Origin of the sequence: Pseudoalteromonas sp. DL2-H2.2 (assembly GCF_021532535.1) — a bacterium.
GTDB classification, from domain to species: domain Bacteria; phylum Pseudomonadota; class Gammaproteobacteria; order Enterobacterales; family Alteromonadaceae; genus Pseudoalteromonas; species Pseudoalteromonas rubra_A.
In genome coordinates this window covers 534,841-548,628 of sequence record NZ_JAKGBD010000002.1, presented here as the reverse complement: position 1 = coordinate 548,628, position 13,788 = coordinate 534,841, and the positions used below count along the sequence as shown (strand labels likewise).

At 51.3% G+C, this 13,788-nt stretch carries 11 protein-coding genes; 4 read left to right on the top strand and 7 right to left on the bottom strand.

From position 1 onward, the window contains the following. Positions 1-12 precede the first annotated feature (12 nt). Both L1285_RS05120 and argH read left to right on the top strand, forming a co-directional pair. Positions 13-1,227, top strand: coding sequence for an argininosuccinate synthase (locus L1285_RS05120; RefSeq protein ID WP_235411227.1), 1,215 nt, complete (start codon positions 13-15; stop codon positions 1,225-1,227). Between the two features lie 24 nt (positions 1,228-1,251). Next, positions 1,252-3,117: an argininosuccinate lyase gene (gene argH / locus L1285_RS05115; protein ID WP_235411226.1), complete on the top strand. Its 1,866-nt coding sequence runs from the start codon at positions 1,252-1,254 to the stop codon at positions 3,115-3,117. Positions 3,118-3,164: 47 nt separating this feature from the next. On the opposite strand, the gene L1285_RS05110 is transcribed toward argH, so the two are convergent. Together L1285_RS05110 and coaD are read right to left on the bottom strand one after the other, a co-directional pair. Then, on the bottom strand, positions 3,165-4,529 hold the full coding sequence (locus tag L1285_RS05110; RefSeq protein WP_235411225.1) for a capsule assembly Wzi family protein: 1,365 nt from the start codon (positions 4,527-4,529) through the stop codon (positions 3,165-3,167). Continuing rightward, on the bottom strand, positions 4,526-5,008 hold the full coding sequence (gene coaD, locus L1285_RS05105) for a pantetheine-phosphate adenylyltransferase (RefSeq protein WP_046005399.1): 483 nt from the start codon (positions 5,006-5,008) through the stop codon (positions 4,526-4,528). The genes L1285_RS05110 and coaD overlap by 4 nt, the downstream gene beginning before the upstream one ends. A gap of 176 nt (positions 5,009-5,184) precedes the next feature. Here coaD and L1285_RS05100 point away from each other — a divergent pair, with 176 nt between their 5' ends. Next, complete coding sequence (locus tag L1285_RS05100; protein ID WP_046005400.1) at positions 5,185-5,841, top strand: TetR/AcrR family transcriptional regulator; 657 nt, start codon at positions 5,185-5,187, stop codon at positions 5,839-5,841. A gap of 126 nt (positions 5,842-5,967) precedes the next feature. Next, on the top strand, positions 5,968-7,425 hold the full coding sequence (gene thiI, locus L1285_RS05095) for a tRNA uracil 4-sulfurtransferase ThiI (protein WP_235411224.1): 1,458 nt from the start codon (positions 5,968-5,970) through the stop codon (positions 7,423-7,425). A 50-nt stretch (positions 7,426-7,475) separates the two neighbouring features. Here thiI and L1285_RS05090 read toward each other — a convergent pair whose 3' ends face one another. From L1285_RS05090 to L1285_RS05070, 5 genes are all read right to left on the bottom strand, one after another. Beyond that, positions 7,476-8,489: a twin-arginine translocation signal domain-containing protein gene (locus L1285_RS05090; protein ID WP_235411223.1), complete on the bottom strand. Its 1,014-nt coding sequence runs from the start codon at positions 8,487-8,489 to the stop codon at positions 7,476-7,478. A 3-nt stretch (positions 8,490-8,492) separates the two neighbouring features. Then, the gene (locus tag L1285_RS05085; RefSeq protein ID WP_235411222.1) at positions 8,493-9,425 is read right to left on the bottom strand and encodes a hypothetical protein; all 933 of its coding nucleotides are present in this window, start codon (positions 9,423-9,425) and stop codon (positions 8,493-8,495) included. 241 nt (positions 9,426-9,666) lie between these two features. Then, on the bottom strand, positions 9,667-11,361 hold the full coding sequence (locus L1285_RS05080) for a thiamine pyrophosphate-binding protein (RefSeq protein WP_235411221.1): 1,695 nt from the start codon (positions 11,359-11,361) through the stop codon (positions 9,667-9,669). Between the two features lie 17 nt (positions 11,362-11,378). After that, positions 11,379-12,872: a flavin monoamine oxidase family protein gene (locus tag L1285_RS05075; RefSeq protein ID WP_235411220.1), complete on the bottom strand. Its 1,494-nt coding sequence runs from the start codon at positions 12,870-12,872 to the stop codon at positions 11,379-11,381. A gap of 24 nt (positions 12,873-12,896) precedes the next feature. Beyond that, positions 12,897-13,727: an alpha/beta hydrolase gene (locus tag L1285_RS05070; RefSeq protein WP_046005406.1), complete on the bottom strand. Its 831-nt coding sequence runs from the start codon at positions 13,725-13,727 to the stop codon at positions 12,897-12,899. Positions 13,728-13,788: the final 61 nt, after the last annotated feature.

The following is a 13,788-nucleotide window of genomic DNA, read 5'->3' as shown; positions in this document are numbered from 1 at the left end:
AAGGTAAACATCATGAAAAAGATTAAAAAAGTTGTTCTGGCTTACTCAGGTGGTCTGGATACGTCGGCCATTGTGCCCTGGCTAAAAGAAAACTACGGCTGTGAAGTGGTCGCCTTTGTTGCCGATGTCGGCCAGGGGGATGAAGAGCTTCAGGGTGTCGAAGAAAAAGCCCTGGCGTCCGGTGCCAGTGAATGTCATATCGTCGACTTAAAGGCCGAACTGGTGAGTGATTACATCTATCCAACCTTGCAAAGTGGCGCGATCTACGAAGGCACTTACCTGCTGGGAACTTCCATGGCGCGGCCAATTATTGCCAAAGCGCAGGTTGAGATAGCGCGCAAAGTAGGCGCGGATGCGCTATCCCATGGCTGTACCGGCAAAGGGAATGATCAGGTGCGTTTCGAGTCTTGCTTTGCCGCGCTTGCGCCAGACCTTGAGGTCATCGCGCCATGGCGGGAGTGGTCGCTGTCGAGCCGGGAATCCTTGCTGGATTATCTGGCCGAGCGCAACATTCCTTGTGCCGCCTCTGCTACCAAAATCTACAGCCGTGATGCCAATGCCTGGCATATTTCTCATGAAGGCGGCGAGCTGGAAGACCCCTGGAATCAGCCCAGCGAGCAGGTCTGGACCTGGACGGCTTCGCCCGAGCAGGCGCCCGATGAGGCTGAACTGGTCAGTGTACAGATTGAGGCCGGTCAGGTGGTGGCTGTGAATGGTCAAAACCTCAGTCCTTATCACTGTCTGCTGACGCTGAACGAGATTGCCGCTAAACATGGTGTGGGGCGCATTGATATCGTTGAAAACCGTTTGGTGGGGATGAAGTCGCGCGGCTGTTACGAAACCCCGGGGGGAACTGTGATGGTGGCAGCCCTTCAGGCCATTGATGAGCTGGTGCTGGACAAGGCCAGCCGTAAATGGAAAGAAACCGTGGCCAATGAGTTTGCACATCTGGTGTACGACGGTCGCTGGTTTACCCCGTTAAAAGATTCGCTGCTGGCGGCTGCTCAGTCTCTGGCGCAGGTGGCCAGCGGTGAGGTGGTGCTGAAACTGTATAAAGGTCAGGTCAGCGCGGTACAAAAGCGCTCGGTGAACAGCTTATATAGCGAAGCGTTTGCGACTTTCGGTGAGGACGAGGTGTACGACCAGTCTCATGCCGAAGGCTTTATCCGCTTGTTCTCCTTGTCCAGTCGCATTGCGGCATTGAACAAGCAAAAGTCGGTTAAATAACGGTGATCAGAGGAGTAAAGTAACATGGCACTGTGGGGTGGACGCTTTTCGTCTGGGCCGGATGCGGCCTTTAAACAATTTAATGATTCCTTGCCGTTTGACTATCAGCTGGCTGAGCAGGATATTGTTGGCTCGATAGCCTGGGCAGGCGCGCTCAAACAGGTGCAGGTCCTGAGCGCTGATGAACATGCCGAGCTGGTGGCGGCTTTGCAGGCGTTACTGGACGAGGCCAGTGCTGATCCGCACGCCATTGCGACGGCAGGGTATGAAGATATTCACTCCTATGTGGAAGCACGACTGATCGACAAAGTAGGCGACCTGGGCAAAAAGCTCCATACCGGGCGCAGCCGCAACGATCAGGTGGCCACCGATTTTCGCTTGTGGTGTCGCGACACGGCAGGCACTGTGCTCGAAGCACTCGGGGCGCTTAAAGCGGCGTTTGTTGCGCTGGCAGAGCATGAACTGGGCACCATTTTACCGGGTTACACCCACCTGCAACGGGCACAGCCTGTGTTGTTCAGCCACTGGTGCATGGCCTATGTGGAAATGCTGGAACGCGATACCTCTCGCTTGCAGGATGCCGTGACACGCTTGAATGAATGCCCGCTTGGCAGCGGCGCGCTGGCGGGCACTGCCTACGATATCGACCGGGAGCAGTTGGCAGCAGAATTGAACTTTCGCTGCGCCACCCGCAATAGCCTGGACGCGGTGTCGGACCGGGATTTTGTGCTGGAATTACTGAGCTGCGCCTCTATTTCTATGTTGCATCTGTCGCGCCTTGCCGAGGACATGATTTTTTATAACTCCGGAGAAGCAGGCTTTATTGAGCTGGGCGACAACGTCACATCCGGATCGTCTTTAATGCCACAAAAGAAAAACCCCGATGCGCTGGAGCTGATCCGGGGCAAAACAGGGCGGGTATTTGGTGCTTTCAGTGCCATGATGATGACATTAAAAGCACTACCACTGGCCTACAATAAAGATATGCAGGAAGACAAAGAGGGCGTATTTGACGCTATGCCAACCTGGCTCGCCGCGTTGCATATGGCTCAGTCCTGCATAGAAAGTGTCAAAGTCAATGGCGATAAAACCAAGCAGGCAGCGCAGGGCGGACACGCCAATGCCACTGAGCTGGCGGACTACCTGGTTGCCAAAGGGATCCCGTTCCGTGAAGGGCATCATATTGTTGGTCAGCTGGTACAGCTGGCACTGAGTGAGCAAAAAAATCTGGAAGATCTCAGCCTGGTGCAATTTCAGTCGGTCTGTGCACAGATAGAGCAAGATGTTTACCCGGTATTACAACTGGATGCCTGCATTGCTGCGCGCAGTGCAAAAGGCGGTACTTCAATGGCGCAGGTGTCAGCTGCCATTGGTGCGGCGAAAAAAAAACAGCAAATCACGGTACGTGACGCCACTTTAAACGATGTTGAAGCCATCGCAGGGTTGATCCAGTATTGGGCTAAGGTAGGTGAAAACCTGCCGCGAGCCAAAAGCGATATGATCCACAGTATCAATGAGTTTGCCGTGACTGAGGTCGATGGCAAGGTCACCGGCTGCGCGTCGCTGTATATTTATGACACAGGCCTTGCCGAGATCCGCTCACTGGGTGTCGACCCGGCTGTTAAGGTGAAAGGACAGGGGCAATTATTGGTGTCGCACTTGCTGGATAAAGCCAGGCGACTGGCGTTAAAGCGGGTGATCGTGCTGACCCGGGTGCCCGGCTTTTTCGATAAGCAAGGCTTTAATGGGTGCAGCAAAGACAGCCTTCCTGAAAAAGTCATGAAAGACTGCGAATTGTGCCTGCGTAAAAACAACTGTGATGAAGTGGCGATGGAGTTTATGTTGCAGGCTGCTGAGCCTGCACGTATTCCCTGCCAGTTTGTGGCCTGAAACCTACAGTAATAAGCTAAAGCGCCAACAAAGGCGCTTTAGCTTATTTAGAAGCGGTATTCCCAGCTCACAGAGGCGGATGTTTCGTTAATTGAGTCGGTCGCGCCTTTATCGCGCCAGTATGCCAGATCCAGCTTCAGCAAGCCGTTAAACAAGCCCTGCTGATAACCCACCTGCAGTAAATCCCGGTCAATATCCAGGGTGTTAAACTCCAGTCGTTTTAATTTGGCATACCCCCCGTAACCACCCATTCCATAGTAGTTGGTGCCTAAGCTTAGCGACTTTGCTTGTGGGCCCATATGAGCACCCAGCCAGCGTCCTCGCTCCAGGTAGTCTGCGCCTTTACCTGTGGTCGCAAAGTGGCACTGGAAACTGGCCTGCTGTGCCTGACAATCGGTTTCGGTGTCACTGTATTCAAGATACGACTTAATGCGATACTCCACTGTGCCCCAGAAAGCTTCTGCGCCAAACGTGACATTGCTGTTTTCTGGCAATACGCCCTGGTCGTTTTCCCCACTGAGCTCACCATAAATGGCAAGGGGGATACCTGCAATGCGTGAGGCGTACTTGAAATCAATGCTGCTGAGGCGTTGCTGTTCTCGGGTCTCATCCAGTACATCTGTGTGGTACACAAAATCACTGGCAGTGGTGGCATAGGCCAGTTCCAGACCTGCGACAGGAGAGGCCGAGACTCTGACTCCCCAGAAGTCTTTTTCATTGTCGACATCTAATAATGGGCGTTGCTTTGCCGCGATGGCGGTAATTTGCCAGGGGCCGACAAAAGACAAAAAGCTGGGGCCGCTGTAATTGGTATTGGCTCGACTGATGCGCAGCGCTTTCATCGGGGCGGCATTGTTGGAGAGCATGAGTGCGTTTTCATTGCCCGGACCCCACCAGTAATCCAGTCGCTCCGCACTGAATGCCCAATCACCCAACAACACAGCAAGGTGGCTGCCATGATGATTGACATGTTTGCCATCCTGCGGGTCATCCGCATAGTTAACCTGTACACGGGCACTGACATTGCTGCCTGTGATCTGTCCATAACTGCTGATACCACTGCGGGATCGGGTTTGCTGGCCAAAGCCCGCTGGCATAGTTTGCTCATCACTATAGTGCGCTTTTATGCCAGAGTGGGTGTCCTGCTTAGCTTGGTTAAGTGCATGTTTGACATGTAGCAGGGCAAACTGCACATCGTCGGGGAGTGCGCTGGAGTCTACGTTGGCCAGGTCGGTTACCAAGCCATTCCACATCAGTGGGTACTGATTGACCGGGCGCTGGATAATGCCGGCACTGACCAGCAAGTCAATGGAGTGTTTTAGATGGCTTTGCTGCGCCTCAATCCAGGGCGAGGCAAAGGCTTGCGCTGACGCCAGCGCCAGGCTGCTGAGCATTAAAAATTGGCTTTTCATCCGTGTAACTTTTCCTCAAGGGCTTTGGCGACTAATGGACTGACAAACTCACTGACATCACCGTGATGCAGCGCCACTTCTTTGACCAGAGTCGAAGAAATGAAAGAGTTCTTCTCGGATGGAGTCAGAAAGACACTTTCCAGCTCTGGAAACAGGCGGCGATTCATATTGGCCAGCTGGAATTCATAATCAAAATCGGAAACCGCTCGGATCCCGCGGATCAGCACATTGGCTTGCTGTTGTTTGGCCAAATCGACCAACAGTCCGGTGAAGCCAATCACTTTAACATTGCTATGTGCCGCCAGGACCTCTTTGGCCAAGGCAACACGTTCTTCCAAAGTAAAACAAGGTTTCTTGTTGGGGTTGTGTGCGATGGCTAAAATGACAGTATCAAACATTTTGGCCGCGCGTTTGATTAAGTCGGCATGCCCGTTGGTGAGCGGGTCAAAGGTGCCCGGATATAAAGCGGTTACTTGCATGTTGAGATCATAACAATTCAAATTTGCCTTATATTATCAAGCTTGCGGCACAATATCACTGGTCTGATTTCAAAATGAAAATTTAATGTTATTCCTATTTAGTGCTATTTTCACTGTGCGTTATAACCGAAAGGTCAATCTTGCCCCATTAATTACGTGTTATCAGAGAACCGAATATGAACACCAAGGAAAAAATTATTCGTACCAGCATTGCCTTGTTTAACTTACATGGCGAGCGGACAATCACCACCAATCACATTGCTTCCAACATGGGGATCAGCCCAGGTAACCTGTATTACCACTTTAAAAATAAAGAAGACATTATCCGCAATATCTTTGCTCAGTACAGCGAGCACTTAAGTACGCATTTCAAGCCGTTGGGCGCCCACGATGAGCCGGTTGAACAGCTGACTCAATATCTCGATTCATTGTTTGAATTGATGTGGCGTTACCATTTCTTCTATGACAACCTGAATGATATTTTGGCCCGCGATGATGCCCTTAAAAAAGACTACATTGCGTTTCAGGCACGTTTGTTTGAGCAGGTCATGGCCGTTGTTATCGGATTGCGTGAGGCTGAAGTGATTGCGATTAGTAATGAAGACGCTAAAGAACTGGCGCATATGCTGAAATTGGTGGTGAGCTTTTGGACCCCGTATGTGAAAGCGCGCAGAATGACCGGAGTGTTGGAGCAGCAAGACATCTACAATGGCATTGTAAAGGTTTTAGTTTTGTTTAAACCCTATGGCACCGCACTCAGCCGGGATAAAATTGAACAACTACAGCAACACTATCAGGCGATGGCAGACGCCGCATTGCCCAGTATCGCCTGACCTCACAGACCAGAAAAAGCTGGTTATCCTCTGTATATTTCCTAGTCTTTAATAAGTCTGCTATAATCGCGCGCCCGTTGTCGGCGCGCCAATTGCGCATTCATGTCCAAACCAAGAGTGACTTCTATGTTTAAATTTATCGTCAAACTGCACCCTGAAATCGTGATCAAAAGTAAATCGGTTCGCAAACGCTTTACTATGGTACTCGAGCGAAACATTAAACTGGTGCTCAGCCGCTTTGATGAAAAAGTGACGGTAAAAAATAACTGGGACAACATCACTGTGGTGACGCAAAGCGAAGATCCTAAGATCCGCAACGCGTTTATCAGTGGTCTGGGCCGTATTCCGGGTATTGTTCAGTTTCTGGAAGTACAGGAAACGACATTTGAAACCCTGGACGACATTTATCAAAAAGCCCTGCCGCTGGTGGGGCCGCAAATTGAAAACAAAACTTTCTGTGTACGCGTTAAGCGTCAGGGCGATCATGATTTTACCTCCAGTGATGTAGAAAGGTATGTCGGCGGTGGTCTGAATCAGAACGTACCGGGAGCGCGGGTGCAGCTACGCAAGCCCGATGTGACGGTTAAAATTGAGGTAAAAGGCGACCGTGCTTATATCGTAACCACTAAACACCTGGGTATGGGTGGCTTCCCTCTGCCAACACAAGAAGATGTACTGTCTTTGATGTCGGGTGGCTTTGATTCGGGCGTGGCCAGCTATCAAATGATCCGCAAAGGGGCGAGAACCCACTTCCTGTTTTTCAATCTGGGTGGTGCAGCCCACGAGATTGGGGTTAAACAGGTCAGCCACTATTTGTGGAAGCAATATAGTTCAACCCATAAGGTGCGCTTTATCACGGTCGACTTCGAGCCAGTGGTCGCCGAGATCCTCGAAAACATCGAAAGCAGCCAGATGGGCGTTGTGCTTAAACGGATGATGATGCGCGCAGGTTCCGCAGTCGCTGAGCGTTTTGGCATTCAGGCTTTGGTAACTGGTGAGTGTATTGGCCAGGTATCCAGCCAGACGCTGGCAAATCTCAACGTAATTGACCGTGTCACCGAGACACTGATCTTACGTCCTCTGATCCAATACGATAAAGAAGAGATCATTCGCATCGCACGCCAGATAGGCACGTGTGAAATGGCAGAGTCGATGCCGGAATACTGCGGTGTGATTTCGAAAAAGCCGACGGTTAAAGCTAAGCTGGAAAAAATCGAAGCGGAAGAAAGTAAGTTTGACTTTGATGTGCTGGACACTGTGGTGGAAAATGCCGTTGTGAAAGACATCCGCGAGATTGAGGCCGAAGCGAAAGAAGAAGTCAAAGAAGCAGAAAATGTCAGCGACCTGCCAGCAGGCGCTGTGGTGGTGGATATTCGCTCCCCGGAAGAGGAAGATGCCGAGCCGCTTGAGCTCGATGGGATTGAAGTGATCCATTTGCCGTTTTTCCGCCTGGCCACTAAGTTCGGTGACCTGCCTCAGGACAAAGACTACTACCTGTACTGCAATAAGGGCGTGATGAGCCAGTTACAGGCCTTGATCCTGCACGAAAATGGCTTTGCAAACGTCAGAGTATACCGTCCATAGCGCTAACTGCTGCACTGTGGCTGAGCAACTCTGCTCAGCCACACATTACCTTACCCCAGCGTGACCTTTTTCAACGCAACGCCTGAGCGGCTCAGGGCAGACTCCACCAGTCGGGTAGTCAGAGGATCGCGACTGCTGCCATGCTGCATCCAGACCAAAGACTGGGCATGACGCGCTGTTACCTTGGTCTCATTTTGAAGTGCACTAAGATAATGACGGGCAAAGGTAGCCTGACTTGCCATATCGTTAGAGATATTGAGGATCCCCGGGTGCACACACTTTTCCTCTGTGCTTAGTGCATCCGTGGCCGCGATAAAGCGGGTAGCATTGTTTGCCAGTAACCTGACCTTGGCAAACACCGCCTGGTTGAGCGCAGATATTTTGGTAAGCTCATCCAGTTGCTCTGTATAATGAACCAGATCATCGGCCGCCAGCAGCGTCTGGGCTATGGCACGTTCTGGTGCAACGGGCTGACCATGCTGATCGGTTAACTGTCCCAGATAAATGAGGTGATCGGCACGTTTGGCACCCGCAAGCACCCGCACATTGGGTAATGCGCGTGGCAGGGCCAATGTCTCCCATTGTTGAGTATGACGGGTATTGATAAATCGGGCCGGTGCGAACTCCTTGCCCAACGCCTTGCTTGCTGACACCATCAGTGAAGAGGTCTGAGCCAGGTCGTGTTCACTGTTATATGCGATGGTGATCTGCTGAGCGTTTATCCCCTGCGCGAGCAGGTGCTTGAGGCTGGCATATAGCAGCTTGCTATCCACGCTATAGGGAAACGGCTTGTTAGTGACCACACCCAGTACAATTAACACCTGCTGATCCGCACGGAAAGCTAAATCCAGTGTGTCTGCCAGAGTCGTGTACTGAGCGTGCAATTGTTCTTGCTCCTGCAAGCCGGCATTTTTCAGTGTGGCGGTGGCAACTACGCCCTGATGTACATCAATGGTGTTTTGCCAGGCAAAAGTTGGTGCGCTGGTTGCCAGTGCGCCCAGTCCTAACCCGGTGCCCTTCAAAAAGGAACGCCTGGACAGTGAGGTATGTTGCTGAGTTTTCATAGATTAAGAAACCTTTTGATAAAGAGCCAGGTATTCAGGAAGTGTCTGATGCGATGTCAGCGCATGCATATCGACCAGCTTAAAGCCATACTGAGCGAGCTCCCTGTGCCAACTTGTGGCCGGGGAGAGGCGTGCACGCTGCGCAGCCGCTTGCTGCCAGGATTGCCCTTCAAATAGATTGGCCCAGTCATTGAGCACCGCAGCAAAATGCTGTTGCAGCGGCTGTTGCACGTCATAAAGGCGCATTGCAAGGTGACCGCCGGCGCGCATTTTCTGGCTCAGTCCAGACATCATCTGAGTGAACACCGGTTTACTATAGCAATGTGGGCCATCATAGATGGCTGCCAGTTGTAAGTGCGTGTCATCCGCCAGCGTCAACGCTTGCTGCTCTACTTCGGTTGTGGTGGCGATGCTGATCATATCTGAACGCGCAATCGGACTATGAGCCGCTGGCATAGTCCGGGTGACGGTCAGCTTAGTGCCGCTCACCTGAGTCAGCTGAGCGATAGGATCAAAACTGCTGTTGGGTAAGCCAAAGCTGATATAACCATCCACCGGCGAGGTGGAGACGAGATCCTGCAAAGACTCAAGACACTGCATCTGGCGATCCTGATAGCGGTGCATATTGATCAGGCCCAGGTTCATAGAGTCTTGCGTCAGCAACTCGTTGAGACGCGTGTAGATGGCGTGCTCACTGTCCAGCTGCGCAATACACTGGATAGCCTGGGTGTGGATCTCGGCATCCTGATACAGGTGTAATTGCTGAGCCAGTAGTGGCAGTAATTCAGTCAGACGGTTTTTATTCAGGTAGAGCGCATGATAGCTGTTCTCCTGATTTAACAAAGCTCTGACCAGCGGAGAGGCTGCAACCTGACAGCCGGTGAGTCCTGCAAGTGCGAAACTGCTTTTTAAAAACGTACGCCGCGACAATGTCATCCTTATACCCTTGTGCTGAAGAGGCGTAAACGCCTCTTAAAACGATTAAATAACGAGATAATTAACGAACTAAGTGACTTATACCAATTTCACTTAATACCTGTTCAATTTGACGGAGCAAATATGACGCTAACTGTGTTAAAAATTTTTTATTTAGAACAACTAAATATCAAAATTTTTGCCTGGTTATCGAACATATTTTCTCGCCTCAAAATAGAACACTTAATTAAGCAAATTGGTATTAAATACCCAGGAAAGCGCGGTTTTCAGCCGGCAGATCTTTCATTGGGATCTGGGCTGCGATCACGCAAGGCTGATCAGGACGGGCATGGGCATGACGCAACGCGCCCAGTAAGTCCTCATAGCTGGTCACCCTAAGGCCAATCCCGCCGTTATATACGTGCGGCATATTTTCGTATTTCCAGCCGTTAAGCATCACGTAGTCCAGTGGCGCTTTGTCTGGCTCGGTAAAGAAAGTGCCGTCGATCAGGAACTGTTCGATGGCATACGAGCCGTTGTCTATGATCACTATGATGCCAGGTATTTGGTTCTGCACGAATGAGGAGAATGCCTGCGAAACCATCTGGAAGCCGCCATCTCCGGTGACTATCAGTGGTCGTTTGCCAGTTGCATAATAGGCACCGATCGCCGCCGGTGTACCCTGGCCGATTGACAGCCAGATTGGGTTTGCCAGGAAGCATTGAGTGTCCAGCACGGGAATATCGGCACCGGGGAAGCTGGCCAAACAGGTATCCAGGCTGATGTAATACGGGTCGTTTTGATCCATCAGGAAATCCCCAATGGCGGCAAAGATCCCATCGTGGCCCAGAGTGCCGCTGTAAGGGCTATCACCTAGCTTGGACTGCCACTGCGCGCGGCGATCCTGATAAGTTTGTCCGGCGACGGTGGGGATCTGGCGATCTGTGCGGCTCAATTCAGGCAGCTGATTGAGTGATTCCAAAGAGGCACCCAGCGACAATTTGGGCAGTACTTCAGTCCCTATCATGGCTTTATTAAAGGCCACGCGGAGTAGCTTGTCGCCCAACTTAGTGACCATATAGCGATGATCTATACCAAACAAGCAGCCCAATGCGATGACGCAATCCGACGATTCAACGCCCTGAGTTACGGTAGAGGGGGCCAAGTCACTGTCATAGACACCACAGAATAATGGGTGAGATTCACTGATCAGAGATTTAGAGAGTAACGTGGTGTAGAAGGGCAAGTTTTGTGCTTCGACAAAACGCAGTGCCTCATCAATCAGACCAAAGCGCACCAACTCGGCACCGAGCAAGACCACTGGATTACTGGCCTGGGCAAGTTTATCAGCGACTGCATTGGTGAATGCCCGTGCGCCACGTTTAAAGCGTTTCGGGCTGTAAGCCAGGTTAGGTGAGAAGTGACCTATAGGTTGTTTCCACAGATCCTGGGGGATCTCGATGTAAACCGGGCCAGAGCGCTCCATCGCCATGATCAGCAAGCGGTCAATACGATCTGCTGCGCCTTCGAGAGTACGGATCTCGGCCGCGCCCAAAGTGAGCTTACGAAAGACCTTGAGATCGGTTTTGCCAAAGCCTGTGGAGTGAGAGAAAAGCACGTCATACTCGGCTTCCAGGCGTAAGTCCTTGTCGGTGGGACCGCCATTGATCACGGCTAAGGGAACGCGCTCGGTCAGGGCACTGGCAATACCATTGGCCATGCTGAGCGTACCAACCCCATAGGCGACCGACACCGCACCAATTGCGCCCTGTCTGCCATAACCATCGGCAGCATAACCGGCTTCCAGCTCGTTGACGGTATTAACAAACTGCATATCCGGATCGGCCACCAGGCTGTCGATAAAATCCGAGCATGAGGTGCCCGGCACCCCGAATACGTGATAACAACCAAGTTGCTTTAATCTGAGCGTAATAAACTCAGCAACAGTGTAAGACATCTTCTTTCCTTATCTAGTTATGCTTTTTCACTTATGTACTGAACGGCTTCCAGCGCCGAGATCAGCGCGCCCTGGATCCATGAGTGGTACATAGAGCAATGTTCCCCGGCAAAGCACAGACGCTGCTCGGGCTGGGTCATCAGAGCGTAAAAGTCCTGATGATCTCTGGGGTTAAAAAAGGCGTAGGCGCCCGCTGAGTGGGTATGGTTAGTCCAGCTCCAGCGCAGCACACTGACAATATCGTCGCGTTCAATATAGGGGTGCACTTTTTTCAGTTCGGTGAAGATAAACTCTTTGAGCTCGAAGTTGTTCAGCGTATCCACCCGGCGCGCATGTTGACCCCAGGTGTAAGAGGCCAGCAGGTAACTGGGTGAACGTGATACCTGAGGATCTTTGTTGCTGGCGTTATCAGCAGGAAACCAGGTGTGGCCCAGGCCCACATCATAAATGGTACTGCCGCCGTAAATGCCTTCGTTCAGCTCCCAGAAGCGGTTTTTTGTCCGAACCAGCACTTTGGTTGCTGAGTCATAATTGACCTGGGCAAAAGCGCGGGACTTACCGGGGTTAATAGACTGGTTGAAGTCAATTTTACCGAGCACCCCGAATGGCAATGTACAAATCGCAAAGTCTGAGCGCAGGGTGTGCCTGGATCGATCTCTGAGCTGGTAAGTCACTGCAACGCCGTTAGCCTGGCTGTCGATGGCAACAACGCGCGCACCGGCTTTGAACTGCACTTTATGCTGGATCTTTTCGAACAGTTTACGCGGTAGCAGATCGGTACCACCTACCACCTCGTCGAAGCCATCAAACCAGACTCGTTCAAGCTCTTCTCTGAGGTGCTCGCTCAGCGAGGTGTGCATTAAAGTTGAGACGCCATAAATTGCGCTGACGTATTCCAGTGCATCCAGGCTCAGGCCTGCGGCGATAAAAGCGTCTTTTAGCGACATTTCATCCAGTGCTTTGAGCTTGTCACTGCGTAAAGTCCCATCGTAAAGTGCACGCTGTTCATCACCGCTGAGTGAATTCAGCACCTCAGTAATGGCGATTTCCCACATATTATCGGCAGACATTTTTTGCTCTCTTTCAGTCAAAGCAAAGTGCTGCTTCAATTGCTCAAAGCCGGCTTCATTACGCGGTACTTTCTGGCCCCGGATCATGGCAAAGGTTTTGTCATTTTCCTGTACAAAATGGCGCATCTTGAGCCCCATTTCACGGATGTAATGGCGGGTGAGGTGATGCTCTGTCGGGATCCGCATCGCGCCCAGTTCTGCGTACAGTTTGTCAGATTCACGCAATGTTCTGACGCGCCCGCCAATGTGGCTGGGATCCGCTTCCAGCAGCGTGACCTTTGCGCCCAGTCTGAGCAACTCATAGGCGGCGCTAAGTCCGGCCACACCGGCACCAATAATGGTCACTGTTGGGCGTGTTGCCAGGCTGTTGTTTGCCAATGCCCGAACGCTGTTCAGTGTGACCATAGGATCCGGCACTGAGTTAGAAATACCTTTTTGCATACTTTTCAATCCTTGTCTGCGTAGTTAAAGTTGCAGGGCCTGAGTAATTACCTCAGCCAGCTCGATTGGTTTGGTCACCATAGGTAAGTGGCCTGAGTCGAGGCTGTAGGTGTGCGTAATATTGATAGATTCGGCAATTTTCTGCTGTGATGGCAAAGAGATAATTTTGTCCTGAGTAGCAAACACATACGCTTTGTTGATGGGCGCTAATGTGGCTTTGCTCAGGGTGACTTTGCCATCGCCTGTGATGGCGGGCTCATCAACTGAGTTATCCAGCACAAACTGCTGCTGGCTTTTTTTCTGAGCTTCGGTAAACGACGCCAGGTAAGCTGACTTATCCGAAATCTTCAACCAGCCATCTTCATAGGTGATGCCTGCAAAGTAGTTTTCTTCATCCTGTTTATTGAGCAATGCAAATGGTTTGGCACCGTCAACAGGGGCAACTGCACTGACATAAACAAGGTCAGTGATTTTGACATCCTGGCACAATGTCATGGCTTTATGCGCCACCGCACCGCCCTGACTGTGAACAACCAGCGATTGAGGTTGCGGGTATGTGCGTAACTGATCACACAAGCTTTGCGCAGCATGATCCAGAGTGATGGACTTAGGGTCAATGTGGGTGCTGCGCCCTGGCAAGTCGACCACATAATTGCTGATCCCTTGTTTAGACAGCTGAGATTGGACAGCAGACCAGGCCGCGCCTTTCAAATGTGCGCCATGAATAAATATGACTGATTTATTAACGGCAACTGTTTGCTCAGAAAGAGATTGCGCGGGAGTTTGCGAAGAGACGCTATTACAGCCACTCAAAATGACAGCGCAGCACAGTGGCAACCAAGCCTTTGCGTTCATATTAATTCCTTCTTAATTAAAGTTAGGCAGTTGAAATCGCGGGCATGGTAGCAAAAAAATT

What these genes read in the sequence shown, in the direction of transcription:
- L1285_RS05120 (WP_235411227.1), top strand. Translation starts at nt 13, where the DNA reads ATGAAAAAGATTAAAAAAGTTGTTCTGGCTTACTCAGGTGGTCTGGAT.
- argH (WP_235411226.1), top strand. Translation starts at nt 1,252, where the DNA reads ATGGCACTGTGGGGTGGACGCTTTTCGTCTGGGCCGGATGCGGCCTTT.
- L1285_RS05110 (WP_235411225.1), bottom strand. Translation starts at nt 4,529, where the DNA reads ATGAAAAGCCAATTTTTAATGCTCAGCAGCCTGGCGCTGGCGTCAGCG.
- coaD (WP_046005399.1), bottom strand. Translation starts at nt 5,008, where the DNA reads ATGCAAGTAACCGCTTTATATCCGGGCACCTTTGACCCGCTCACCAAC.
- L1285_RS05100 (WP_046005400.1), top strand. Translation starts at nt 5,185, where the DNA reads ATGAACACCAAGGAAAAAATTATTCGTACCAGCATTGCCTTGTTTAAC.
- thiI (WP_235411224.1), top strand. Translation starts at nt 5,968, where the DNA reads ATGTTTAAATTTATCGTCAAACTGCACCCTGAAATCGTGATCAAAAGT.
- L1285_RS05090 (WP_235411223.1), bottom strand. Translation starts at nt 8,489, where the DNA reads ATGAAAACTCAGCAACATACCTCACTGTCCAGGCGTTCCTTTTTGAAG.
- L1285_RS05085 (WP_235411222.1), bottom strand. Translation starts at nt 9,425, where the DNA reads ATGACATTGTCGCGGCGTACGTTTTTAAAAAGCAGTTTCGCACTTGCA.
- L1285_RS05080 (WP_235411221.1), bottom strand. Translation starts at nt 11,361, where the DNA reads ATGTCTTACACTGTTGCTGAGTTTATTACGCTCAGATTAAAGCAACTT.
- L1285_RS05075 (WP_235411220.1), bottom strand. Translation starts at nt 12,872, where the DNA reads ATGCAAAAAGGTATTTCTAACTCAGTGCCGGATCCTATGGTCACACTG.
- L1285_RS05070 (WP_046005406.1), bottom strand. Translation starts at nt 13,727, where the DNA reads ATGAACGCAAAGGCTTGGTTGCCACTGTGCTGCGCTGTCATTTTGAGT.